This window comes from Sorangium sp. So ce296, from assembly GCF_051529605.1.
Taxonomy (GTDB): Bacteria; Myxococcota_A; Polyangia; order Polyangiales; family Polyangiaceae; genus Sorangium; species Sorangium cellulosum_D.
Genome location: NZ_CP150325.1, coordinates 5,336,638 through 5,361,464 on the forward strand (window position 1 = coordinate 5,336,638; position 24,827 = coordinate 5,361,464).

Here is a 24,827-nt window from a genome sequence, read left to right on the forward strand (position 1 = left end):
CGCGCCGGCCCGCCGCGCGACCCAAAGAGCCCCGCCGAGGCGGACGCCATGGCTGAGATCGATCCGCTCCTCGCGCGGCAGCTCCGGCGCCTCGGCCTGGAGGACCTGAGCGAGCCGCCCGACCGGGAGACCTGGCAGAAGGTCGTCGCGCGCATCAGCGAGCACTACCGCCACGTCGCCGACGACCGGAGCCTGCTCACCCGGTCGCTCGACCTCTCCACGAACGAGATGGGCGCGCTCCACCGCAAGCTGCAGGCGGAGCGGGACCGCCTCCGCAGCGTCGTCGTCGCGATCGGCGACGCGCTGACCATCTTCCACGACGCCGCGAGCTCGCAGGTCGAGCCGGCGCGGCCGCTCGACGTCGACTCGACCATCTCGATGGCCAAGCGCCGCTTCGCGGCCAAGCTGAGCGATCTCCTCTCCCTGAGCGGCGCGGCGCCGGGCGGCGAGGCCCCGGGCGCGCCCCCGGCGAGCGAGGCGGACGAGGCGATCCACGAGGTCCGCGTCCAGCTCGTCGCGCTCGGCGACCGGCTGGTGCAGCTGCTCCACGACACCGCCGAGCGGGCGTCGCTGAAGAAGCAGCTCGAGGTCGCGCGCGCCGTCCAGCAGATGCTCGTGCCGAGCGACGACGTGATCGAGCGGCGCTCGCTGCGGCTCGCCAGCCACTTCCAGCCCGCGGCGGAGTGCGGCGGGGACTGGTGGACCTTCCACGACCTGCCGGACGGCAAGCTGCTCACGGTCATCGGCGACGTGACCGGGCACGGCATCTCCTCGGCGATCATCACCGGGGCGGCGAAGGCCGCGTGCGACGTCGCGCGCACGTTCGGGCGGGAGGAGCTCAGCGCCGCGCAGCTGCTCCGGCTCATGAACTGCTCGATCTTCGAGGCGGGGAAGCAGAAGTACCTGATGACCTGCGCGGCGTGCATCTTCGATCCGGAGGCGCGCACGCTGACCCTCGCCAACGCCGGCCACCCGTTCCCATACCTCGTGAGGAACAACACCGTCCGCCAGCTCGCCGCGCAGGGCTCGCCGCTCGGGGCAGCGAGCTCGGCCGAGTACGCGTCGAGCACCGTGCACCTGGAGGGCGGCGACGCCCTCCTCTGGTTCACCGACGGCGTGACCGAGTGCGAGAACGCGTCGAGCGAGCAGTTCACCGAGAAGCGGCTGCGCGCGCTGTTCCAGAGCGTCGCCACGTACGCGCCCGAGGAGGCGCGGGACGCGATCGTCGCGGCGGTCTCGAGGTTCCGCGGCGAGCGATCCCTCGACGACGACATGACGCTCGTCGTGGCCCGCGTGCTGTAGCCTGGGGGCGACGAGCCCCATGATCCTCGAGACGTTCCACTACGATCGGGACACCCAGAAGTGGTCGGTGCGGGTGCTGCCCGTGCTCGACAGCGACCGGACGCTGGTGCTCGTGTTCGGCGCGCCCGAGTTCCTCGACGACCCGGGGGCGATCCGTGAGCTGCGGCGTGCGTACCCGCGGTCGCACATGGTGGGGTGCTCGAGCGCGGGGGAGATCGCGGGCACGGCGGTGCGGGACGGGACGCTGTCGGTGGCGGTGGCGCGGTTCGAGCGCACGACGCTGTCGGCGGCGCAGGTGGAGGTGGCGAGCGCGTCGGGGTCGTTCGCGGCGGGGCAGGCGCTCGCGCGCGAGCTGGACCGGCCGGGGCTGCGCGGGGTGCTCGTGCTGTCGGAGGGGCTCGGGGTGAACGGCAGCCAGCTCGTGGCGGGGCTGAACGCGGTGCTGCCCGAGTCGGTGGTGGTGACCGGGGGGCTGTCGGGGGACGGGACGCGGTTTCAGCGGACGTGGGTGTGCGTCGGGGACACGGTGCGCAGCGGGCTCGTGGCGGCGGTGGGGCTGTACGGCGAGCACGTGGTGATCCAGCACGGGTCCAAGGGGGGATGGGACAAGTTCGGGCCGGAGCGGGTGGTGACGCGCTCGGCGGGGAACGTGCTGTACGAGGTCGACGGCAAGCCGGCGCTGTCGCTGTACAAGGAGTACCTCGGGGACAAGGCGGCGGAGCTGCCTGCGTCGGCGCTGCTGTTCCCGCTGGCGCTGCGTGCGACGGCGCGGGACGAGAAGTTCCTGGTCCGCACGGTGCTTGCGGTGGACCACGAGCAGCAGTCGATGACGTTCGCGGGGGACGTGCCGGAGGGCCACCTCGTGCAGCTGATGAAGGCGGACTTCGAGCGGCTGATCGGGGGCGCGGAGCAGGCGGCGCGGGCGGCGAGCGAGGCGGCGGCGGCGGGCGAGGGGGCGCTCGCGATCGCGATCAGCTGCGTGGGGCGGCGGATCGTGCTCGGCGACCGGACGGAGGAGGAGGTCGAGGCGGTGCTGGACGTGCTGCCGCGGGGCACGCAGGTGACGGGGTTCTACTCGTACGGGGAGATCTCGCCGTACGCCGCCGGCCACTGCGACCTGCACAACCAGACCATGACCCTCACCGTCCTCTCCGAGGCCCTCACCCCGCTGCTCGTCCGGAGCGAGGGCCCGCGGGAGCGGAGGCCGCGCGCCGCGAAGGGGACGCCGGCCGTGGCGGCCCGCGTCGTGGCGCAGCCTGCGGGCGGGATGGCGGAGTTCGAGGAGCTCGAGATCGCCTCCGACACCCATTTCGACGTGCCGTCCACGGCGTCGAGCGCGGCGCTCGGGATGCGGCTCGCGACGTTCTCGTTCTCGCGCGCGACGGGCAAGTGGTCGGTGCGGGCGCTGCCCGCGCTCGACAGCGACCGGACGCTGGTGCTCGTGTTCGGCGCGCCCGAGTTCCTCGACGACCCGGGGGCGATCCGTGAGCTGCGGCGTGCGTACCCGCGGTCGCACATGGTGGGGTGCTCGAGCGCGGGGGAGATCGCGGGCACGGCGGTGCGGGACGGGACGCTGTCGGTGGCGGTGGCGCGGTTCGAGCGCACGACGCTGTCGGCGGCGCAGGTGGAGGTGGCGAGCGCGTCGGGGTCGTTCGCGGCGGGGCAGGCGCTGGCGCGCAAGCTGGACCGGCCGGGGCTGCGCGGAGTGCTCGTGCTGTCGGAGGGGCTCGGGGTGAACGGCAGCCAGCTCGTGGCGGGGCTGAACGCGGTGCTGCCCGAGTCGGTGGTGGTGACCGGGGGGCTGTCCGGGGACGGGACGCGGTTCCAGCGGACGTGGGTGTGCGTCGGGGACACGGTGCGCAGCGGGCTCGTGGCGGCGGTGGGGCTGTACGGCGAGCACGTGGTGATCCAGCACGGGTCCAAGGGGGGATGGGACAAGTTCGGGCCGGAGCGGGTGGTGACGCGCTCGGCGGGGAACGTGCTGTACGAGGTCGACGGCAAGCCGGCGCTGTCGCTGTACAAGGAGTACCTCGGGGACAAGGCGGCGGAGCTGCCTGCGTCGGCGCTGCTGTTCCCGCTGGCGCTGCGTGCGACGGCGCGGGACGAGAAGTTCCTGGTCCGCACGGTGCTTGCGGTGGACCACGAGCAGCAGTCGATGACGTTCGCGGGGGACGTGCCGGAGGGCCACCTCGTGCAGCTGATGAAGGCGGACTTCGAGCGGCTGATCGGGGGCGCGGAGCAGGCGGCGCGGGCGGCGAGCGAGGCGGCGGCGGCGGGCGAGGGGGCGCTCGCGATCGCGATCAGCTGCGTGGGGCGGCGGATCGTGCTCGGCGACCGGACGGAGGAGGAGGTCGAGGCGGTGCTGGACGTGCTGCCGCGGGGCACGCAGGTGACGGGGTTCTACTCGTACGGGGAGATCTCGCCGTACGCCGCCGGCCACTGCGACCTGCACAACCAGACCATGACCCTCACCGTCCTCTCCGAGGCCCTCACCCCGGTGCCGCGGAGCCACGGCGCCGCGCCGGGGACGCTGCGCGCGGCGCGCGACGGCGGCGAGGAGGCGCGGCCGCTCGGCCGGCCGGCGCGGCCGCTCGTCGAGGAGGCGCGGCCGCTCGTCGAGGAGGCGCGGTCGACCGGCGACGAGGCGCGGCCGACCGTCCGCGTGCCGCCGAACGGCCAGCGGACGGCGCGCCCGCGCATCCCGGGGCCGCCGTCGGGGCCGCTGCTCGCCGGGTCGCGTTCGGGGCCGCTGCTCGCCGGGTCGCGTTCGGGGCCGGTCTCATCGGGGCGCCTGCCCACCACGGTGGACCGGCCGTCGCTCTCCTCCTGGTCGCCGCGCGCCGCGCCGGCGCGGATCGTGCCGCCCGCCGGCGCCGCCGGCCGCCTCGACAGCCTCGCGTTCGACCGGCAGAGGATCGGCGACGTCCTCGTCGTCCGGCTCGCCGGGCGCATGACCGAGTCGTTCAAGGGCGCGGCGCTCGCCCGGGAGCTCGACGGCAAGGTCCTGCTCGACCTCGCCGGCATCGAGCGGATCACGTCGTTCGGCGTGCGCGAGTGGCTCCAGATGATCCAGGCGGCGCAGCCCCGCCTCCGCGCCCTCTACCTCGCGCGCTGCTCCGAGCCGGTCGTCAACCAGCTCAGCATGATCCGCAGGTTCGCCGGGAGCGGGCAGGTCGTCTCGTTCTACGCGCCCTACTGCTGCGAGTCGTGCGGCGCCCAGTTCGAGCGGCTCGTCGACTGCGCCCACGACGCGGCCTCGCTCGCCGAGGGCAAGCCCCCCGAGGCGGTGTGCCCGCGCTGCCGCGGCGCCGGCGCCTTCGACGACGACGCGGCGACCTACTTCGGGTTCGTCGCCCAGCACGGCGCCGGCGCCATCCCGCCGGAGGTGCGGGAGATCCTCCTCGAGCTCGAGAAGGGCGACGAGCCGGCCGCCGGCGACGCGGTGGAGAAGTCCGTCGAGGGGCGCGTCACGCGGGTCAAGGTGGGGAGCAAGCTGACCGCCTCGCTCCGCTGGAGCCGCATCATCGACGGCCTCGAGGGGCAGGTCGTCTTCGACCTGAGCAGCGCCCCCGGGGTCACCGCCGACGGCGCGGCGCGCTTCGAGTCGGCGCTCCGCAAGCTCGACGGCGCCGTCGAGGCGGTCCGCATCGAGGGCTGTCCCCGGCTGCTCGCCGAGCGCATGGCGAGCCCCTCGTGGCCCGAGCTCGCGCGGCTCGCCTCCGCGGTCGTCGAGGGCCGCTGCGCGTCCTGCGGCGCGGCCCGCGCCGCGCTCGTCGAGGTCGACAAGCACGATGTCCTGCTCCGCGGCGGCCACGATCCGCGCGTCGCCTGCAAGCGCTGCAACACGCCGCTCGCCTTCGACGACGGCGACCGCGCGCTGCTCTCGCTGCTCGGCGCCCGCGCGACGCGCCCGCCCTCGGCCCCGCCGCCGGCGAGCGCCTCGCCGCCGCCGGGCGCCCCGCCGGCGGCGAGCGCCTCGCCGCAGCCGGGCGCCCCGCTGGCGGCGAGCGCCTCGCCGCCGCGGCCGGCCGCCCCCGCGGCGGCGCAGCCCGGCGCGGGCGCCAGCGCGGCGTTCGTCGCGCTGCTCGCCGGGGTGGCGATCGTGGCCGCCGGCTTCGCGGTCTGGCGCGGCGGCGCGCGCCTCGCCGGGGCGCCGCCGGCCCCCGCCCGGGCGCCCGCGGCTTCGACGGCGCCCGCGGCCTCGGTAGATCCCGCGGCCCCGGCGGCGCCCGCGATGGACGCGCGCGCGCCGGCGCCCTCGGCCAGCGCCCGGGCGCGGGCGGGCTGGTCTGCCATCGACGATCTCCCGCCCGCGTGGGTGGAGCGGCCGTTCGTCCTCGAGGGCGACAGCGTCTTCGTCGTCGGCCGCGGCGGCCCCGCGGTCAGCGACGCGGACGCGCTCGCGGAGGCGCGCAGCAGCGCGATCGAGCGCCTCGCGTCCGGCCTCGCCGCCGAGCTCGCGAGCTCCCCCGTGGCCCACCTGCTCGCCGCGCACCCGCGCGAGGTCGCCGAGGCGCGGCCGGAGCAGCGCGCGGAGGTCGTCGAGCGCGTCGCCCGGCGGTTCCTCGCCCAGGTCGGGTCGCTCGCGACGCCCGAGCGCGTCGACGCCGTGGTGCGGCGCGAGGGCGGCCGCGTCCTCGCCTTCGCGCGCTACCGGCTGACGCGGCCGAGCTTCGAGGCGGCCGCGGCGACCTACCGCCAGACGGCCACGTTCCAGGGGCTCACCGTCGCGCGCTTCTTCCCGCTGCTCGAGGCGAGCGCGCGCACCTCCGGCGAGCTCGTCGTCGTCGCGGTGGAGCGCCCGCAGCGCGGCGCGGAGCCGGGCATCGCCGCGGGGGACGTCGTCCTCTCGGTCGACGAGCGCCCGGTCCACTCGGTCGAGGCCTTCGCCAAGGCCGCGGCGGACGCGTGGGCGCGCACCCCGCCCGGTGGTACGATGGCCCTCCAGATCGAGTCGCGCGGTGAGCGCCGCAGCGTCAGCTTCGCGAAGCCCCACGCCGAAGGCCCTCGATGAGCACCCTGATCGCCCGCCGCGCTCCCTCCGAAGTGACGGTGCCGGCCCCCACGGCGGAGGCGAGCGCATGACCGAGCGCCCCGCCGCGGGCCCCCTGAGCGCCGCGTCGCGCCGCCCTACCGCGCTCGGCAGGTACCGCCTGCTCAAGAAGATCGGCATGGGCGGGATGGCCGAGATCTGGGTGGCCTCCGTCGCGGGCATCTCGGGCGTGAGGAAGATCTGCGTCGTCAAGCGGATCCTCCCGCACCTCGTCGACAGCCCCGAGTTCGTGCGGATGTTCCTCGACGAGGCGCGCATCGCCGCCACCCTGGACCACCCCAACCTGGTCCAGATGTACGACATCGAGGAGGTCGACGGCGTGCCCGTGATCGCCATGGAGTATCTCCACGGCGAGGACCTCAGGACGATCAAGAAGTCGCTCCGGTCGGCGAACCGGCGGATGCCGGTCGAGCACGCGATCACCATCGCCGCCGCGGTCGCGGCCGGGCTCCACTACGCGCACGAGAAGGTCGGCTTCGACGGCAAGCCGCTCGACATCGTCCACCGCGACGTGTCCCCGCACAACGTGTTCGTCACGTACGACGGGGCCGTGAAGATCCTCGACTTCGGGATCGCGAAGGCGGCGAACCGCGTCAACGAGACGCGGGACGGCGCGCTCAAGGGCAAGGTCCCGTACATGTCGCCCGAGCAGTGCACGAGCGAGAAGCTCGATCGCCGGAGCGACATCTACTCGGTGGGCATCCTGCTCTACGAGATGTCGACGGGCAGCCGGCTGTTCCGGCGCGGCGCCACCGAGTTCGAGCTGATGCGGGCGATCGTCGAGGATCCGGTGATGCCGCCGAGCCAGGTGTGCGACGACTACCCGCCGGAGCTCGAGCGGATCGTGCTCAAGTGCCTGGAGCGGGACCGGGAGAGGCGGTACGCGACGGCGCGGGACCTCCAGATCGACCTCGAGGCGTTCGCCCGGGAGGAGCGGCTCGCCACCTCGTCGCTCGCGCTGTCGTCGTTCATGGCGGAGCTGTTCGGCCAGCGGGTGGAGGCGTGGCGGGGCGCGCTCGCCTCGGAGACGGAGCTCCTGTCGCACATCGTCCAGAAGCAGGAGTCGACCCAGAGCGACGACTCGTCCGCGGGCGATCTCGACGTCGCGGGCGGGGCGCCGCAGGGCGCGCTCAGCGTCGAGCGCCCCGGCGGGGTCGCGACGAAGCTGTCGGCGCCGCTCTTCTCGGCCTCGCGGCTCGAGGCCGCGCACGACCCGGATCCGCCGCCGCCGCGCTCGAGGAGGCTCCCGTCGCTCGTGGACGCCGGCCCCGGGGTCGAGCCCGAGGGGGCGCACGGGCCCCGGGCCCTCACGGTGACCAAGCGCCGGCTGGGCGGCCTGCTCATCGTCTCGATGTCGGGGCGGATGACCGAGGAGCTCCATGGCCTCGCGGTCGCGCGTGGCATCGCTGGCCGCGTGCTCTTCGACCTGGGCGGGGTGCAGCGGGTCACGTCGTTCGGCGTGCGCGAGTGGATGGCGATGCTGGCCGAGGTGTCGCGGAGCGCGCCCGAGATCTACGTCGGCCGCTGCACTGAGCCGATCGTGAACCAGGTCAGCATGATCCGCCGCTTCTTCGGCGACGGGCGCATCGTGTCGTTCTACGGCCCGTACCGGTGCGAGCGCTGCGGCGCCACGTTCGAGCGGCTGTTCGACTGCGACCGGGACGCTCACGTCGTCAGGGCGCACGATCCGCCCGCGAGCCCCTGCCCGCGCTGCGGGGGGGCGGCGGTGTTCGACGACGACGCCGAGAGCTACTTCGCGTTCGCGGCCGCGCACGCGGGGATCCAGCTGCCCGACGACGTGCGGGCCGCGCTCGACGAGCTCGCGCGGCTCGACGCCGGGACCCACGAGGCGATCGAGAAGACGGTGGACGAGCGCGGGACGCGCATCCGCGTGCGCGGCAGGCTCGACGCGCACGTCCGGTGGAAGCGCGCGCTCGACGGGATCGAGGGGGATCTCGTCCTCGATCTCACGGCGGCGGCGGGGGTGACGCCCGAGGGGGCGCAGGCGCTCACGCTCTCGCTGCGCGCGCTGGGCGACGAGGTGACGTCGATCCAGATCGAGGGCTGTCCGGTCGCGCTGCTCGAGCACCTCGCCGCGTCGAGCCCCCCGCTCGGGGCGGCGGTGGTCTCGGCGCTCGTCGACGGCGCCTGCGCGCGGTGCAGCGCGCCCCGGCAGACGCTGCTCGACGTGCGGGATGCGGCCCAGGCGGCGCTCGAGGACCGGGAGCCGTACATGCCGTGCAAGCGGTGCAACGCGCCGCTCTCGTTCGCGGCGCTCCTGCCGGTGCTGAAGCGGCTCGGCGCCGCGCTGGAGCCGGCGCGAGCGCCCTCCGGCGCGCCCGGGCCGGCCGCGACGAGGCGCTCCGCCGGGATGGCGCCGGCGACGGCGGCGGCGGCGGGGGCGGCGGCGGCGGGGGCGGCGGCGGCGGCGGGGGCGGCGGCGGCGGGCGCGGCGGCGGCGGGCGCGGCGGCGGCGGGGGCGCTGGCTCCGGGGGCGCTGGCGGCGGGGGCGTCGGGAGCGCCGGCGGGGGCGTCGGGAGCGCCGGCGGGGGCGCAGGCGGCGAAGGCGCCGGCGTCCGCGTCAGCGGCGCGGGCGACGGCTTCCGGGGCGTCCGGGGCGCCAGCGTCGAGGGGGCCGGCGTCGGGCGCGTCAGGGGTACCGTCGTCGGAGGCGGCGACGGCGCGCCGGCGGGCGCGGCCCGCTGCCGCGGCCGGCGGGCCCGGGTCGCGCTGGGCGTTCGCGGCGGTCGGGGCGGCGGCGGCGTTGCTGGTCCTCAGCGTGGGCTACGCGTACCTGGGCTGGGGCCGCCCGCGCCCGGTCGCCGGCCCGAGCGCGGCGCCCGCGGCGAGCGCGAGGTGGCGCCCGGCGCCGCCGGCCGACGAGGTGCCTGCCTGGATGCAGCAGCCGTTCGCCGCCGAGGGCGACGCGATCTTCGTGGTCGGCGAGGGCGCCGGCGAGACCCGCGAGGCGGCGCTGTCGGTCGCGCGCGCCGACGCGATCTCCCGGCTCGCGAGCAACGTCGTGCCCGCGCTCGCGGGGTCGCAGGCGTACGCCTTCCTCGAGGCGCGCGGCGGCGGCGCGCGGCGGCCCGGCATGGCGGAGGCCGAGGCGAGCCGCTACCTGAAGCAGGTCGGCGCGTTCGCCACCCCCGAGCGCGTCGACGCGCGCTTCCAGGAGCGCGACGGCGCCGTGATGGCCGTGGCGCGCTACCGCATGCGCAAGGAGAGCTTCGACGCGGCGGTGCAGAGCTACCGGCGCACGGCGAGCGCGTTCGGCATGACGGCGGTGCCCGTCTTCCCGCTGCTCGAAGGCGAGCTGAAGACGAGCGGCGACGCCGTCGTCGTGGCCGTGGACGAGCGCAGCCCCGCCCAGGCCGCGGGCGTCCGCGTCGGCGACGTGGTGGTCGCCGTCAACGGCCGGCCGCTCGCCAACTTTGACGCGTTACGTTATTCGCTGTCGAACCTGCCGGAGGGCGTCGCGGTCGAGCTCACGGTCGAGTCGGGCGGCGCGCGGCGGACGATCGCGATCAAGAGCGCGAGCGGGGCGCGGAAGGGCGGCTGAGCGGGCCATTGCGACGAGCGCCGCAATGGCGTCGCGGCGAATCGGCGGCGGTGCGGCGAATCGGCGGCGGTGCGGCGAATCGGCGGCGGTGCGGCGAATCGGCGGCGGCGCGGGCGTGAAATGCCGGCGTTCCGCGGCGGCGGAGCCGCTCCCGGCGCTCCGCGGCGGCGGTGTCGCACTATGGCGTCGCTGAACTCGAGGCCGTCGGCTCGTCGGTCGCCGCGCCGCGGATCGACTGCGGTATGCTGGGCATTGCGGCGCGGCGTTCTCGGTCGGAGGCTTCGGACATGCGCGGCCTGGAAGAGATCCAAGGGCTGGAGATCGGGACGCTGATCGCCGGCAAGTACCGCGTGGATCGCCTGCTGGACAAGGGCGCGATGGGCGCGGTGATCGCCGCGACCCACATGGATCTCGGCGAGCTGCGGGCGATCAAGCTGCTGCTCCCGGCCACCGCGGCCGATCCGGAGATGTGCGAGCGTTTCCTCCGGGAGGCGCGGATCGCGGCGCGGCTGAAGAGCGAGCATGCGGTCAAGGTGCACGACGTCGGGCGGCTTCCGAGCGGGCTGCCCTTCATGGTGATGGAGTTCCTCGACGGCCGCGATCTCCGGGTCATCCGCAAGAAGCGGGGCCCGCTGCCGGTCGAGGAGGCGACGCTCTACGTGATCCAGGCCTGCGACGCGCTCGCGGAGGCGCACGCGCTGGGGCTCGTGCACCGCGACGTGAAGCCGGCCAACCTCTTCTTGACGCATACCCGCGAGAACGCGCCGTGCATCAAGGTGCTCGACTTCGGGATCTCCAAGGTGTCGGAGGCGGCGTCGCTGGGCGTCTCCGAGATGCGGACGAGCACGGGTCAGATGCTCGGGACGCCGCACTACATGCCTCCCGAGCAGATGCGCGGGCAGCGCGACGTCGACGCGCGCGCGGACATCTGGGCGGTGGGGTCGCTGCTGTATGTCCTGCTCACGGGCCGGTATCCGATGCACGCCCGCTCGGTGCAGACGGTCTCGCTGGTGCTCGGCGGCAAGTTCGTGCCGCCGCTGCCGTCGCAGGTCCGCCGCGGGCTCACGCCGGAGATCGATCCGATCATCATGCGGTGCCTCGAGCGGGATCGCGACCGGCGCTGGCCCGATCTGGCGGAGCTCACGCTGGCGCTCCGCCCGTTCGCGCCGCCCGCGGCGGAGCCGCTCGTCGAGCGCATCCAGCGCGTCCTCCGCGGGGGCCTGCGCGACTCGACGTCCGGCGCGCGCGTCGGCGTGGACGGAGAGGGCGCGGGGGAGCGCGGCCCGAGCTCGGCGGCCACGGGCTCCTGTCCGCCTTCGGGCGGCGCGGCGTTCGCGCTGCCCGCGGGGGGGCAGTCTTCGCCGGCCCCGCCGCCGTCGGCGCCGGGGGAAGAGGTCGATCCGGTGGAGCAGAGCGAGGTCGCCACCCTGCCGGACACGCCGCGCGCGCGGGCGGAGGCGGCGCTGGCGGCGGGGGGCGAGGAGGCGCTGGCGGCGCCGGGCGAGGCGGCGATAGCGGCGGGGGGCGAGGAGGCGCTGGCGGCGCCGGGCGAGGCGGCGCCGGTGCCCGCCGCGTCGTGCGCGCAGGCGGCCGGTACCGTGGCGCCGAGCGAGGCGGTCACCGTTGCCGGGACGCGGGTCGACGTCGACGAGGACGTCGAGATGGCGCTCGTCGATGCGAGCTCGCGCGACAGGGACTCCTCGGCGACGTGGGAGCGGCGGTTGCGCTCGCCCTCCCGGGCGGGCTTGGTCGTGGCGGCGCTGGCGGCGGTGATCGTCGCCGCGTTGCTCGTGAGCGGCGCTCAGCCCGGCGAGCCGCCGCCGGGCCCTCGCGCTTCCGGTGCGACGCCCGCGGTCGTCGCTGGGCACGAGGCGCGCGGCGCCGACGCTGCGGGTCAGGCCCTCCCGTCCGCCGCGGCGTCCTCGGCGCCCCTGCCACCTCCGTCCGGGCCGGTGGCGGACCTCCAGCGCGAGGCGCTCCGGGATCCGATCGGGCGCATGGCTCGCGACCCCTCGGGCCGCGCCGCGGCGGTGCCGGGGCTCCCCGCGAGCCGGAGCCTTCCGGTTCCGGGGTCGTCCCCGCGGCAACAAGGGATACAGGTCAGCGCTCCTCCTCGATGACGCAGAGGAGAGGAGTAGTTCCACCCGCCGGGAGTCCGGAGAGAGCTCAACGCAAAGGCCCCGGCGACGGGGCCGACGCGGGGTGCATCTGCTGCAACGCATAACGAATGCCGCTCTGGAGCGTGCCAGATGTCACGATCGATCCCAGATCGATGCCCAGCTCCACGAGGGTCTGCGCCACCGACGGCTTGATCCCCGTGAGCACGACCTTCGCGCCGACGAGGCCGACCGCCCGAGCGGCGCGGACGAGGGAATCTGCCACGCTCGAGTCGACGTCGCGAACGCCGGTGATGTCCAGAATCGCGACGGACGCCTGCCTCGCGACGACGCCGTCGAGGAGCGTGTCGAGCACCTGGTTCGCGCGGGTGCTATCGATGGTGCCGATGAGCGGCATGACGACGATCTTGTCGGCGATCGGGATCAACGGGGTGCTGAGCTCTCGCACGGCCGCCGCATGTGCTGCTCTCTCGTCCGAGAGCTGCCGTGCGATGTGCTCCGATGTGACGTCCCAGAAGATACCCTGGATCCCCACGATCTCGCCGCGCAGGTCGCGCACCGGCGCCTTGATCACCTTGACGTAGATCATCTCTCCGGTCGTAGGCACCCTGTGCTCCTCGATCGTCTCGAAGGCCTGACCGGTCTTCAACAAATGGGCGTCATCTTGCTTGTACTTCTCGGCCAGCTCGCGCGGGTAGATATCGAACGGCGTTTTTCCGCGAAGCTGCTCCATGGACATCCCCACCGATGCGAGGAGCGCGCGGTTCGCGAAGACACACCGCCCGTCCAGATCGCTCCGGTAGATGCTTTGAGGGAGCATGTCGAGGAGCGACAGATGAACGAGGTCGCGCTCGCGCCAGGCTTTCTCCGCGAGCTCCAGCTCGGCGACGCGTTGACGCAGAGTGCTCAGCTCGTCTCGGTCATCCTGACCCTTCATCATTGGAATGCCCCCTCCGTGCCGTGCACGGCCCGCACCGGATCGAGGCGTAGCATGGGTGCGCCTCGCTCCACAACAAGCTCGCCCCTGTGAGCCAGGACGCGAACAGCCGTTCGATCGCGGCCGTGTCGCCCCCGCTGCGGACGTCGCGTGGTCCGAGCCTGTCTGCCTCTGCCGAGCCCGCCGGAGAACACAGGGGATCAAGACCAGGCGCCGTGTGCGTCAGCGTGCGACGCCATGCTCGGCAGGCCATGTGAGCGTCGTTTGTGGAACAGAGGCGTGCCCGTGCTCACGTCGCCGTACTCACATCGTTTGAGCGGCCACTGCCCGGAACCGTCTTCCGTCTTCCGTCTTCCGTCTTCCGTCTTCCGTCTTCCGTCTTCCCTCCCGCGTGCGTGCGCGTGCGCGCTGACTCCGGGAAATCGCGCACGCGCACGCGCACGGAGGACGAGCACGGGAGAGGGCAGACGGGAGAGGGCAGACGGGAGAGGGCAGACGGGAGAGGGCAGACGGGAGAGGGCAGACGGGAGAGGGCAGACGGGAGAGGGCAGACGGGAGAGGGCAGACGGGAGAGGGCAGACGGGAGAAGGAAGAGGGCTGATCGCTCTAACGCACCAAGCCGCCAGAGAGGAACGGCATACCGGCAGTCCTCCCGGCGTCCTTGGCCCCTCGGCTTCGAGCGAGGTGGACTCAACGCATCCTGAGCGCGCCGCGGAGGCGGCTCACTTGCTCTGCCCGATGACGCCGCAACCGATGCGACCACCCGCGTTCCCGGCGGGCTGGCTGCCGTCGTCCTGCTTCTCGTGGACGATGATGGCGCGCCCGAGGAAGGAGTTCGGCGCGCCTTGCTTGAGGTTCGCCCCCTTGGCGACGATCTCGTGGGTCCCGGTCCCGTCGGCCTTGACCTCGATGTTGCCGAGATCGCCGAGGTGGCGCGCCGCGCCGTCAGGCAGGCCGTGCGGGTGGTTCTCGGGGTTGTAGTGCGCGCCCGCGCTCTTCGCGTCCGGCGCGCTGCAATCGCCGGTCTCGTGCACGTGCACGGCGATCTTGCCCTTGGGCGCGCCCGAGACCTGGACGGCGACCTTCACGCCGCCCTCGACCTCGGTGAACGTCGCGGAGCCCTTCAGCTTCGATTTGCTCCGCGCCTCGATGGGTACCTCGACGGTCACAGGCGCCGCGGGCGCAGGCGCCTCGCCGCCACCCTCCGGGGTGGCCGCGGCCTCGGGGGCCGCCGGCTCGGGCGCGGGCGCCGGGGTCGCCTCCGGCGCGGGCTGCGGCTGGGCGGGCACGTCGGGGACCGCAGGGGCCGGCTCGGGCGAGCCGCCGCAAGCGGCAGCGACCAGGACGAACGAGGCGAGCAGCGAGAGACGATGGGCCGGTTTCATCACAGCGGAGACCTCCAGGTTCGTGAGGCGTTGGACCTCCGCCGTCTCGTAGGCCGGACCCGGCGAGCGATCAATCGGCGAGCCCAACAATCGTCCGCCGCCGCCGCCGCCCCGGCCCCGCGGAGACCCGAGGATTCAGGGCCCGCCCGACGCCGGCCCCGGCGCTGCAATGAACGAGGCGCGGAGTCAACCTCCGCGCCTCCGAGCTCAGCGGGGCGAGCTCGAGCTCACTTCTCGGCCGGGCAGCCGATGGGCCCGGTGCCGATCACGACGTCATCGATCCACATCGCGCGGGGCGCGTCGCTCTGGTAGGACTCCCAGCCGAAGCCGATGCTGGTGAACTCCGGCGCGGTCCACTCGTAGTTCTCAATGTTGTTGGCGCAGCCCTGGCCGGTCCCGGACATCGTGAGCTCGGGGATCTCCGTGCCGTCCATCGAGAAGCGCATCTCGTTGTTCGGCCCGTCGAACGTGAACTCGACGCACGTCCACTTGCCCACCGGGACCACCTTCCCCTCGGCGTGATGCCAGCAGTCCGTCGCCGGCCCGGTCGGGGGATTGGTCCACTGCCCGGGCGTATCGTAGTTCGCCATGAGCTGGCTGCCGCTCGCGCTCGGATGCTGGCCGCCGTAGCGGTACACGGCCGTGTAGGGCATCCCATTGAAATCCTTGCCCGGAACGGTGCCCGCGCCGTCGATGATGGTCCAGTGCACGTCCGTGTCAGGCGCGGCCTCGAGGAAGAACATCATGCGTCCATGGATGACGTTCCCGTCGACGGGGAGGGCCGCCGCGTCCTTGAACTGGATCATCGCCGACTTGTAGTTGTTGTCTCCCGAGCTCTCGGGCGTGGTCACCTTGACGGACTTGGTGCCGCTGTACGCCATGGCCGTGTCGACCGTGACGGCTGAGCCATCCATCGCCGTGTAGACCGTCCACTTGCCGCCGGGCGCGCCCTGGGCCTCGTACGACTCGAAGTCGTCGCAGACCAGCGCCCCGTCGGCACAGGCCGAGTTGCCGCCGCCCTCGCCGGCGCCGCCGGTGCCCGTCGTGGCGCCGCCCGTGCCGGTGCCGCCGCCGCCCGTGCCGCCGCCGCCCGTGCCGGTGCCGCCGCCGCCCGTGCCGCTGCCGGTCGAGGTCGTCGCCGTCGTCCCGTTGCCATCGTCATCCGAGCACGCGCTTGCGCCCACTCCAGACGTCACGAGCAGGCCCAGCAAGATAATGCCATGTCGAAGCTTCATGTCGGTTCTGTCCTCCGCGGCGACTATTGCACGAGCGCGTCGCGTGGTTCAAGAACGAACGCTTTTGGTAGATCGCTCGATCCACGGGCTCGATCCCGCGTGGCGCGGCGCGCGCGGTGATGCGGGTGACGCCAGAATTACCCCTTGAATCACCGGCCTTTGCGCGGCTCCCAGCGAGCGAGAGCCCTCAGGCGCCGTCGGCCCCGCCGCCGATTCGCCCCATGTTAACGTTCACCAAGATCGCCTCCGGCGACATCGCATAGAGCTTCTCCTCTCCCTGCTTGCCCCGGATCCGGACGAGCGCGGGCATCGCCCCTGTCGGGCTCCCGGCCGCGGCGAACGTCGCCTCATCCATCAGCAGGCCACCGGCCTTCGCCTGTGCCTGAATCCGAAACGCGGTGTTCACACGATCGCCGATGATCGTGAACTCCCGCCTGCCGCTCGACCCGATGCTCGCGAGCAGGACCGGCCCTGTCGCGAGCCCGAGCCGCGTCGGGAAGGCGGGCCGGCCCCGCGAGCGCTGGTGTTCGTTGAAGGCCGCGATGCTCCGCTGGATCCGCTGCGCCGCCGCGAGCGCGTCCGGCGCGCTCCGGAAGAACGCGAGCATGCCGTCGCCCACGTACTTGTCGACCTCGCCCTCGTGGTCGTAGACGACCTGCGCCACCGTCGCCATGTACAGGCTGAGATCCGCGAGCAGCGGCCCCGGGTCCTCGTGCTCCGAGAGCCGCACGAACTCCTCGATGTCGCTGACCAGCACCGTCAGCACCTCGCGCGCCGGCGCGCTCGGCCGGTTCGACGATACGCTCTCCTCGATGCTCTCCCACGCCCGGTCCGAGAGGTACCCGCGCAGCGCCGCGTGCATCTGGCGCACCTGCGCGTAGCGCTCCTCGAGCTCCTTGCGCTGCCGCTCGAGCTCCCGGCGCTGCCGGTGCAGGAGCAGCTGCGTCCCCACCCGCGCCAGCACCTCGCGCAGCTCGAACGGCTTCGTCACGTAGTCGACGCCGCCCGCGTCGAACGCCATCACCTTGTCGCCGATGCCGGTCATCGCGCTCAGGAAGATGACCGGGATGTCCGCCGTCCGCGCGTCCGCCTTGAGCCGCCGGCACACCTCGTAGCCGTCCATGTGGGGCATGCTCACGTCGAGCAGGATCAGGTCCGGCGGCACCGCCGACGCCGACATCAGCGCCATCGCGCCGCTGATCGCCGCCCGCACCTCGTACCCCTGCGCCGTCAGCATCGAGGTGAGGAGCGACAGGTTCGCCGGCATGTCGTCCACGATCAGGATGTTCGCGGGCTCCTCCCGGGGGCGCTCCGGCCGCGCGCCCGAGGCCGCCCCGCGAGCGAGCGGCTTTGCGTCCGTGTCCGTCATGACGGCTCCTCCTCGTCGGCGCTCGATAGCGCCAAGATGCTGTCGAAGCGATACCCCCGCGCGAGCTCGGCCACCGCGCCCGCGAGCTCCGCGTCCTCCGGCCGGAACCGGTCGATCGCCGCCTGCACGGCCTTGGCGTCGAGCCGCGTCGCCGCCCGCCGGAGGTCCTTGCGCAGCGACGCGGGCAGCCCCGCCGCCGCGCGCGCGAGGTCGACCGCCGGCGGCCCCGCCGGCCGCCGCTCCGCGGGGCCCTCCTCGAGCTCGAAGCGGGCGCCGAGGTGCTTCGTCAGGAGGCTGAAGATCTCGGCGTCGCGGAACGGCTTGCTCAGGAAATCGTCGCACCCGGCCTCCGCCGCGAGCGACCGGTTCTGCTCGAACGCGCTCGCGGTCATCGCGACGACGACGGTCTCCCGCCCGCGCGGGCTCGACTTGATGCGGGTCGCCGCCTCGTAGCCGTCGAGCAGCGGCATGCGGAGGTCGAGCAGGACGAGGTGCGGCGACCACGTCTCCCACTGCGCCACCGCGCCGAGGCCGTTGGTCGCGCTGCGCACCTCGACGCCCACCGAGTCGAGCAGCTTGAGCAGGCAGTGGCGCACGTCCCACCGGTCGTCGACCACGAGCACGCGGTACCTCGGCTGCCCCGGCGAGAGCCCCACGACCCGCCGCGCGCGCGGCGCAGCGCCGCCCGGTCGCGCGTCGCCCGCGTCGGCCAGCGTGAGGCGCACGTCGAAGCGGAGCGTCGTCCCGCGGCCGGGCTGGCTCTCGACCTGCATGTCGCCCCCCATCATCCGCACGATGCGCCGGCTGATGTGCAGGCCGAGGCCGGTGCCCTCGCCGGACCTCCGCCCGGTCGCGGTCTGCCCGAACGCCTCGAAGAGCTCCTCGACCTCCTCCTTGGCCATGCCCCGGCCGGTGTCGACCACCTCGAACGACACCCGCACCCGCGCCGCCGCCGCGCCGTCGTGCGCGCCGCCCTCACGCACGCCTGTAGAGCGCCGCGCCCAGGCGCGCAGCGTCACCGACCCCCGGGGCGTGAACTTGAGCGCGTTGCCGAGCAGGTTGATCAGCACCTGCCGGAGCTTCCCCTCGTCGCCGTGGACGTGCTGCGGCACGTCCTGCTCCCGCTCGATCGCGAGCGTGAGCCCCCGCTTCTGCGCCTCGACCGAGAACATCTCCGACAGCCCCGAGAGCAGGGCGTGGAGGTCGAAGTCGGCGTCGACGAGCGTCATCCGGCCGGCCTCGATCTTCGCCATCTCGAGGATGTCGTTCACGAGGCCGAGCAGGTGCTCGCCGCTCTTGCAGATGACCATGAGGTTCTCGCGGTGGCGGTGGCCGAGCGAGAGGTCGCGCTCCATGAGCTGCGCGAAGCCGAGGATCGAGTTGAGCGGCGTCCTGAGCTCGTGGCTCATATTGGCGAGGAACGCGCTCTTCGCCCGGCTCGCCGCCTCGGCCTCCGCCCGCGCCCTGCGCGCCTCCTCCTCGGCCCGCCGCGCCTCGACGAGCTCCTCGCCGAGCCGCTGCTCCGCGGCGCGGCTGACCGCGAGCTCCTGCTCCTTGCGCTCGAGGGCGCGCTCGCAGGCGAGGAGCCGCCGGCGGAGCGCCCAGAGGACGACCACAAGGAGGGTCCCGACGACCACCGAGGCGGAGATCCCGACCAGCTGCATGCGATAAGCCCCCCACCCACCTGCTGGACGGCGGGATGGGCCGGAGCGCCGATCCCGCCCGAAGGCAGCGATCAGCGTACAGGAGTTCGGGACAGCGCGTGCGGCCCGCGTTCGGCCGCGCCGCGCGGCGCCGCCACGGAAGCGGCGCGCTCGTCAGGCGGCCCACGGAACCGCCCCGCCGCGGCGCGGCGCGGCGGTCGCTGTCCTGCACGCTGGGTGCATCTCTGCGCGCGTTGCCGGCGTCACGGCGTGCCGGCGTCGTCCGGCACGGGCCGCCGACGGGGCGTGATGATCGCGTCGGGCGGCGGCGCGCCGGCGTCCCCGCGCGGCGCGGCGTCCCCGCGCGGCGCGGCGTCCCCGCGCGGCGCGGCGTCCCCGCGCGGCGCGGCGTCCCCGCGCGGCGCGGCGTCCCCGCGCGGCGCGGCGCTGCGCCCGAGGGCGGGCGGCTCCGCCGGCGCGAGCGGCTCCCTCGGCGCGAGCGACGGCTGGCGGAGGCCGCGCAGCGAGGCGAGCCGCTCGACGAGGGCGCCGGCCTCCTCGGCCGACAGCTTGACGCGGGCGTGGAGCGCCTTGCCGTCGGCGGCGATCGCGACGCGCTCGAGCACGGCCCCGAGGCCGATGAGCCGCGTCGCGAGGTCGCCCGCGCGCGCGTCGCGGGCGGCGCGCAGCTGCGCGCCGAGCTCGGCGCAGGGGGCCTCGGCGTCGCAGAGGACGGCGCCGTGGACGGCGATCTCGGGGCCGAGCGCGACCGCGGCGCCGCCGGCGACGATCGACGCCGCGGGCGCCCGGCCGGCGCCGCTCAGCGCGAGCTCGCGCCCGAGCTCGGCGCGCTGCTCGGGCGTGAGGACCACGGTGACGCGCGCCGCGCCCTCGCCGACCGCGCGGGCGATGTGGTCGTGCGCGCCGCTCGCGCCGACCGTCGCCGCGCGCCCCTCGGCGGCGTCGACCATGGCGCGCAGGTACGCGCCGCCGCCGAGCAGGATCGGCCCGCCGGGGCGCACGGCGATCTCGCCGCGGCCCTCGTCGCTCGAGTCCCGCACCGCGCGGAAGCTGCCGAGCTCGGCGACGACGGGCTTGCCGCCGCGGGCCTCGATGACCTTCGAGGCGCACGCGAGCAGCGCCTGGTCCTGGACGGCGCCGGCCGCGACGAGCCCGAAGTCGCCGCCCTCGCCCGCCGCCGGGATGGCGATGGCGACCTCGGTGAGCCCGGCCAGCGGGTCGAAGCCGCACACGTCGCGCACCTTGCCGAGCCCCGGGATCTCGCGCTCCTCGCGCAGGAACGAGGCGAACGCGGGAGAGGCGCGCAGCGCCGGCAGATCGAGCGTCGCGACGAGCAGCGCGCCCGCCGGCACGGCGTCGAGCGCGCGGGGCGCGGCGGGGGGGCTCTCCCGCCGCCGGCCGAGCAGCCAGGCGAGCCCGCCGCCGAGCAGGACCCCGACGAGCAGGAGCACGAGGCCGTCTCTGGTCCGCGTCTGCACGCGCGACCCGTTAGCACACGGGCGCGGCGGACGCCCCGCGCGCGGCGCCTACGCCCCGGTGCGCGGCGGCGGCGACCAGCGCGTCCCGTGGACGATGTCGAACACGGGCACGGTCACGTTGAAATTCCAGCGCTTCATGAGCCGCGGGTCGTGGTGCCGCCGGTGGTGCTCGCGGAGCCGCGCGAGCCCCGGGACGCGGTACACCGGGCTCTCCGCCGGCAGGTGATACGCGAGGTGCAGCCACTCGTAGCCGACGAAGAACGCCATCGCCGTCGCGAGCCCGAGCAGCGCCGCGTCGCGCGAGAACAGGAGCGCCGCGCCCGCGGCGAGCGGCAGCAGCAGGGCGAGGAGAAGGAGCGCCGAGTAGGGCGGCGTCAGCACCAGCCAGAGCTCGCGGGCGCTCCGCAGCGCCATGTCGTCGGCGGTGAAGGCGAGGTGGTGCTCGCGCTCGTGCCGCTCGCAGAGCACGCCGAGCAGCGGCGCCCGGCGGTGCAGCACCGACCGGTGCGCCCACCACTCGAAGGCGAAGGCGAGCAGCAGCGTCGCCGGCACCGCGAGGAGCTCGACGGCCTCGACGGCGTCGAGGAGCCACACCGCCGCCGCGAGCACGAGCGCGCCGAGCGCCGTGGGCGCCGCGAGGTGGAGCGCCGGGGAATACCCGCGCGGGATCCGCGCCGCGATCGCCGCGCGCCGCGGCGGCCGCGGCCGCCGCGGCGGAGCCGGCTCGTTCACAGCCATCGAAGACTATGAATTTCAAAAAAACAGAACGCAAGCGCGGGCGGGGGCGCCGGCGCGGCGGCGCGCTCAGCTTTCCTGGCGCTCTTCCTGACGATCCGCACGATCCGCACGATCCGCGCCGTCCTCGGGCGCGTCTCCGTCCGCCGCGGGCGCGTTCCGCTCGAACAGCCCGCCGATGGCCTCGCCGATGCGGCCGATCTTCGCGGCGAGCAGCACCACGATGAGCAGGAAGGCCGTCAGGGCGATCTCGTTCGGGGAAGCGCCGAGCACCATGTGGCGAGGTCTACCACGCTGCGCGCGCCGCGGGGCCCGTGCGGCGCTTGGCGGGGCGCGCCCACGCGCCGCGAGCGCCCGCCCACGCGCCGCGAGCGCCCGGCCGCGCGCCGGCGATCTGCGGCGGAAGCGCCGCTGCCCGGCGGGAACACCCGAGGCGCCGCGAACCCGTTTGACAGCCCGCCTGCGACCGTTGAGAGTCCAGGCGATACGGGGGCCTGGGTGCTGCTCCGCTGGGCCGCCGCCACGAGATGACCGCCGTGTCCGAGCTCCGCGACGACCACGAAGCCGTGCAGGCGCGCCTGCGCGCGGGCGCCATCCTCCTGGCCGACGCCTCGGCGGAAGGGGCGGCGATCGGCGCGGCGCTGCGGGCCCGGGGCTTCGAGGTGATCGCGGCGCCGATCGACGCGCTCGAGGCGCGCCTCGCGAGCGACGCGCCGCGCGTCGTGATCGTCGACATCGACGAGCCCGGCGCGATCGAGGCGCTCGAGCGCCTCTACCTCCGGGCGGGCGGCGTCGCCGCGTCCGTGCTCCTCGTGGGCGATCCGGTCCGCTCCGCCGAGCTCGATCCGCAGCTGTTCGGGCAGGTGTTCGAGCGTCCGGTCGACATCGCCGAGCTCGCCGCGCACGTGAGCGCGGTCGCGGAGCCGGGGCGCTTCCGCGGGGATCAGGCCGCCGCGGCGCGGATGCCGTCGGGCTACTCGAGCCCGGTCGACAGCGAGGTCCCGTCGAACCCGGACTTCGCCAGCGATCTCGACCCCCTCGACGTCGGCTCGGTGCTGCCGCCGCCGGAGGACGGCGACGCGGTCGGCCCGCGGCTGCTGCCGGCGCGGATCAGCCCGGAGCTCGAGGAGATCCTCGTCGCCGCCGAGCAACGGGTCACGGCGAAGGCGCACCCGTCGAGCATCCCGGCGGCCGAGGAGGACGTCGACCTGATGCTGTCGCCGGAGCTGCTCTCGGCGCTCGACGAGCCGCTCGATCCGGAGGAGGACGAGCAGCACACCGGCGCGAGCGCGGGCCAGGCGCCGCTCGGCGCCGGCGCGGCGTCGCAGCCGAGGACCAGCTCCGATCCGCACGGCGCCGCGGCCGCGCTGCACCCGCCGGCCACGCGCGCCGAGCACACCGGGCCCGGCGACTTCCTCGCCGAGCTCGCCGAGCCGGGCGAGGACGAGAGCGACGGCGAGCTCCACGCCGATCCGTCGCTCGACGCGCCGTTCGCGACGAAGCGCGCCGGGCTCGAGCTCGCGGCGCTCTCGATCGACCTGCCGGGCAGGGAAGAGCGCGACCACGGCGCCCCGGCGCGCCGGAGCGGCGGGCGCGACGCCGCGCCGCCGACCCCGCGCGAGGCGGGCCGGCCCCACGGCTTCGGGTCGCCGCCGCCGCGCACGGAGTCCCCGTGGGAGCGCTCGCCCGCGCCTTCGCCCGCGCCGCGCGAGGAGCCCGCGTGGGACCGCGCGCTGCCGTCCGCCGCGCGCGGCGAGGACCTCGACTGGCGCGCCCCGTCGGCGCGCCTCGAGCCGAGCGTGCGCCAGCGTTACACCGAGCCGCCGCCGACCCGGTCGCGCGGCGCCCGCGACCCGCGCGCGCCCGGCTTTCCGCCGCCGCCCCCGCCGCCGCCGCCCCCGCCGGGCGTCGCGTTCGTGTCGCCGCCCTCGGTCGAGGTGAGGACCGCGCTGCTGCCGCCGGGCGGCGGGGCCGAGCCCGAGCCGCTGCCGCCCGCGCCGGTCCGCTCCGCCGCGGGGGCGCGCGCGCCGACGCCCCCGGGCGGGCCCGCCACGCTGGGCGCGGGGACGCTCGGGCGCGGCCTCCTGCCGCCGATCCCGCCGAGCACGCCGGGGGCGCTCGGCCGCATGCCGCTGCCGGCGCCGCCCTCCGTGGCGATCTCCGGCGCGGGCTTCCGTGGGCCGGCGCCCTCGCCGCCGATGCCGCCCGCGCCCTCGCCGCCGATGCCGCCCGCGCCCTCGCCGCCGATGCCGCCCGTGCCCTCCGGGCCCGCCACGGTCAGCACGGGCGCGCTCGGCCACGCGCCGCCGCCGCAGCTCGTCGAGGAGGCGCCGATCTCGAGCGACGCCTCCTCGACCACGGTGCTCGGCCCGGGCGACGCGCCGCGCGCGCTCGCCCGCGCGGTGGGCAGCCGCGCCTCCGGCTCCCTCGCGATCGCGACCGAGGAGGGCGCGCGGCGGATCGTCCTGCACGAGGGCGATCTCGTCACGGCCGGCTCGAGCGTCCCGGAGGAGACGCTGCTCGCCTTCCTGGTCGGGCGCGGCGACCTCGAGCGCGAGGTCGCCGCGCGGCTCGCGGGCAAGCTCCCCGCGTCGGGCCGGCACGCCGGCGCGGCGCTCATCGCGCACGGCCACCTCGGCCAGGACGACCTCTGGCCGGTCCTGCGCGCGCACGCCGAGTGGGTCATCGGCCACGTCGTGCTCGTCGAGGCCGGCACGTGCGATCTGGAGGCCGAGCCGCCGGGCCGCCTCAAGGCCGAGCCCAACGTCTTCGGCGGCGCGACCGGCGCCGAGGTCTTCGTCGAGACGATCCGCCGCGTGATCGCCCCCGAGGTCGCCCTGCGCCGCCTGGGCGGCCCCGGCGCGCGCCTCGACGACGGGGCCCGGCGCAACCTGCTCGGCGAGTGCGCGCTCCGGCGCGAGGAGGAGGAGCTCGTGCGCACCGCGCGCGGCCGGAGCGTCGGCGAGCTCGTGAACGCGGCGGAGCCCGAGAACGCCAGCGTGCTCTACGCGCTCGTCTGCCTGGAGGTGCTCGACGTCCTCATCCCGCCGTCGATCACCGAGGCGCCGCCCCCGCCGGTCGAGGATCCGCTCGACGAGGAGGCGATCCGGCAGCGCGTCCGGGCGCGGCTCGCGCTGGTGGAGGACGGGGACTACTTCTCGATCCTGGGCATCCCGCGCGACGCGACGAACTACGAGATCCGCCGCGCGTACCTCGCGCTCCGGAAGGCGTTCGAGCCGTCGACCCTGCTGACGGCCGCGACCGTGGACCTGCTCGACGACGTGCGGCTGGTCATCGAGGTGCTCGACGAGGCCTACGAGATCCTGCGCGAGCCGCACCGGCGGGAGCGGTACCGGCGGGCGATCGAGGCGGGGCCGCCGTAGCGGGCGATCGAGGCGGGGCCGCCGTAGCGGGCGATCGAGGCAGCGCCGCCGTAGCGGGCGATCGAGGCAGCGCCGCCGTAGCGGGCGATCGAGGCAGCGTCGCCGCTCGTCGAGCGGGCCGAGGTCCGCCCCTTGCAAGCGCCCGCGCTGCAGGAGGCATCATGTCCAAGGCGAGCGCATTCATCGAAGCCCTGCGCCGACTCGAAGAGAGCGGCGACGTCGAGCCCATGGCGCGGCTGTTCGCGCCCGACGCCGAGCTCAGCAACCCGACGATCTCGAGGCCGCTCCACGGCCCGGAGGGAGCCCGCGAGTTCTGGCGCGGCTACCGCCACACCTTTGGCGAGGTGCGATCCGAGTTCCGGTGCATCGCCGAGTCCGACAGGGCCTCTCTCCTCGAGTGGAAGAGCCACGGAACGCTGGCCCATGGAGCGGTGTTCTCGTACGAGGGCGTGAGCGTCATCGAGCACCCGGCCGGTCTCATCAGACGGTTCAAGGCGTACTTCGATCCGAGGGCGCTCGGGCTCCAGCTGGGGCGCGCGGCATAACGCCTCGCTTCCGCGGGAGCGCGCCGCGGAATGCCATGGCGCGCGGGGGCGATCGCGGGCCG

General features: G+C 75.0%; 14 protein-coding genes. 6 read left to right on the forward strand and 8 right to left on the reverse strand.

The genetic code is table 11. From position 1 onward, the window contains the following. The first annotated feature begins 48 nt into the window (after window positions 1-48). The 4 genes from WME98_RS19820 to WME98_RS19835 all read left to right on the forward strand — a co-directional run bounded on the left by WME98_RS19820 (window position 49) and on the right by WME98_RS19835 (window position 12,037). Complete coding sequence (locus WME98_RS19820; protein WP_437952687.1) at window positions 49-1,302, forward strand: PP2C family protein-serine/threonine phosphatase; 1,254 nt, start codon at window positions 49-51, stop codon at window positions 1,300-1,302. A gap of 19 nt (window positions 1,303-1,321) precedes the next feature. Continuing rightward, complete coding sequence (locus tag WME98_RS19825) at window positions 1,322-6,316, forward strand: FIST N-terminal domain-containing protein (protein WP_437952688.1); 4,995 nt, start codon at window positions 1,322-1,324, stop codon at window positions 6,314-6,316. 67 nt (window positions 6,317-6,383) lie between these two features. Further along, the gene (locus tag WME98_RS19830) at window positions 6,384-9,917 is read left to right on the forward strand and encodes a protein kinase domain-containing protein (protein WP_437952689.1); all 3,534 of its coding nucleotides are present in this window, start codon (window positions 6,384-6,386) and stop codon (window positions 9,915-9,917) included. A gap of 287 nt (window positions 9,918-10,204) precedes the next feature. Beyond that, window positions 10,205-12,037, forward strand: a complete 1,833-nt coding sequence (locus WME98_RS19835) for a serine/threonine-protein kinase (RefSeq protein ID WP_437952690.1) — start codon at window positions 10,205-10,207, stop codon at window positions 12,035-12,037. Between the two features lie 46 nt (window positions 12,038-12,083). Here WME98_RS19835 and WME98_RS19840 read toward each other — a convergent pair whose 3' ends face one another. The 8 genes from WME98_RS19840 to WME98_RS19875 form a co-directional block, all read right to left on the reverse strand. Next, entirely contained in the window at window positions 12,084-12,854 is a 771-nt protein-coding gene (locus WME98_RS19840; RefSeq protein ID WP_437952691.1) for a PAS domain-containing protein, read from the reverse strand. A gap of 839 nt (window positions 12,855-13,693) precedes the next feature. After that, window positions 13,694-14,356 carry a superoxide dismutase family protein gene (locus WME98_RS19845; RefSeq protein WP_437952692.1) on the reverse strand — a complete coding sequence of 221 codons (663 nt, stop codon included), beginning with the start codon at window positions 14,354-14,356 and terminating at the stop codon, window positions 13,694-13,696. A gap of 227 nt (window positions 14,357-14,583) precedes the next feature. Next, on the reverse strand, window positions 14,584-15,591 hold the full coding sequence (locus WME98_RS19850; protein ID WP_437952693.1) for a hypothetical protein: 1,008 nt from the start codon (window positions 15,589-15,591) through the stop codon (window positions 14,584-14,586). Window positions 15,592-15,778: 187 nt separating this feature from the next. Then, window positions 15,779-16,960 (reverse strand): response regulator, encoded by a 1,182-nt coding sequence (locus tag WME98_RS19855; RefSeq protein WP_437952694.1) that lies wholly within the window; start codon window positions 16,958-16,960, stop codon window positions 15,779-15,781. Continuing rightward, complete coding sequence (locus WME98_RS19860; RefSeq protein WP_437952695.1) at window positions 16,957-18,624, reverse strand: ATP-binding protein; 1,668 nt, start codon at window positions 18,622-18,624, stop codon at window positions 16,957-16,959. The genes WME98_RS19855 and WME98_RS19860 overlap by 4 nt, the downstream gene beginning before the upstream one ends. 242 nt (window positions 18,625-18,866) lie before the next feature. Further along, window positions 18,867-20,102 (reverse strand): hypothetical protein, encoded by a 1,236-nt coding sequence (locus tag WME98_RS19865; protein ID WP_437952696.1) that lies wholly within the window; start codon window positions 20,100-20,102, stop codon window positions 18,867-18,869. Window positions 20,103-20,150: 48 nt separating this feature from the next. Next, window positions 20,151-20,840 carry a sterol desaturase family protein gene (locus WME98_RS19870; RefSeq protein ID WP_437334595.1) on the reverse strand — a complete coding sequence of 230 codons (690 nt, stop codon included), beginning with the start codon at window positions 20,838-20,840 and terminating at the stop codon, window positions 20,151-20,153. Window positions 20,841-20,906: 66 nt separating this feature from the next. After that, complete coding sequence (locus WME98_RS19875) at window positions 20,907-21,113, reverse strand: hypothetical protein (RefSeq protein ID WP_437952697.1); 207 nt, start codon at window positions 21,111-21,113, stop codon at window positions 20,907-20,909. Window positions 21,114-21,373: 260 nt separating this feature from the next. Here WME98_RS19875 and WME98_RS19880 point away from each other — a divergent pair, with 260 nt between their 5' ends. Continuing rightward, window positions 21,374-24,220, forward strand: coding sequence for a hypothetical protein (locus WME98_RS19880; protein ID WP_437952698.1), 2,847 nt, complete (start codon window positions 21,374-21,376; stop codon window positions 24,218-24,220). 161 nt (window positions 24,221-24,381) lie between these two features. After that, window positions 24,382-24,765, forward strand: coding sequence for a nuclear transport factor 2 family protein (locus WME98_RS19885; RefSeq protein WP_437952699.1), 384 nt, complete (start codon window positions 24,382-24,384; stop codon window positions 24,763-24,765). Window positions 24,766-24,827: the final 62 nt, after the last annotated feature.

What these genes read in the sequence shown, in the direction of transcription:
- WME98_RS19820 (WP_437952687.1), top strand. Translation starts at nt 49, where the DNA reads ATGGCTGAGATCGATCCGCTCCTCGCGCGGCAGCTCCGGCGCCTCGGC.
- WME98_RS19825 (WP_437952688.1), top strand. Translation starts at nt 1,322, where the DNA reads ATGATCCTCGAGACGTTCCACTACGATCGGGACACCCAGAAGTGGTCG.
- WME98_RS19830 (WP_437952689.1), top strand. Translation starts at nt 6,384, where the DNA reads ATGACCGAGCGCCCCGCCGCGGGCCCCCTGAGCGCCGCGTCGCGCCGC.
- WME98_RS19835 (WP_437952690.1), top strand. Translation starts at nt 10,205, where the DNA reads ATGCGCGGCCTGGAAGAGATCCAAGGGCTGGAGATCGGGACGCTGATC.
- WME98_RS19840 (WP_437952691.1), bottom strand. Translation starts at nt 12,854, where the DNA reads ATGCTCCCTCAAAGCATCTACCGGAGCGATCTGGACGGGCGGTGTGTC.
- WME98_RS19845 (WP_437952692.1), bottom strand. Translation starts at nt 14,356, where the DNA reads ATGAAACCGGCCCATCGTCTCTCGCTGCTCGCCTCGTTCGTCCTGGTC.
- WME98_RS19850 (WP_437952693.1), bottom strand. Translation starts at nt 15,591, where the DNA reads ATGAAGCTTCGACATGGCATTATCTTGCTGGGCCTGCTCGTGACGTCT.
- WME98_RS19855 (WP_437952694.1), bottom strand. Translation starts at nt 16,960, where the DNA reads ATGACGGACACGGACGCAAAGCCGCTCGCTCGCGGGGCGGCCTCGGGC.
- WME98_RS19860 (WP_437952695.1), bottom strand. Translation starts at nt 18,624, where the DNA reads ATGCAGCTGGTCGGGATCTCCGCCTCGGTGGTCGTCGGGACCCTCCTT.
- WME98_RS19870 (WP_437334595.1), bottom strand. Translation starts at nt 20,840, where the DNA reads ATGGCTGTGAACGAGCCGGCTCCGCCGCGGCGGCCGCGGCCGCCGCGG.
- WME98_RS19875 (WP_437952697.1), bottom strand. Translation starts at nt 21,113, where the DNA reads ATGGTGCTCGGCGCTTCCCCGAACGAGATCGCCCTGACGGCCTTCCTG.
- WME98_RS19885 (WP_437952699.1), top strand. Translation starts at nt 24,382, where the DNA reads ATGTCCAAGGCGAGCGCATTCATCGAAGCCCTGCGCCGACTCGAAGAG.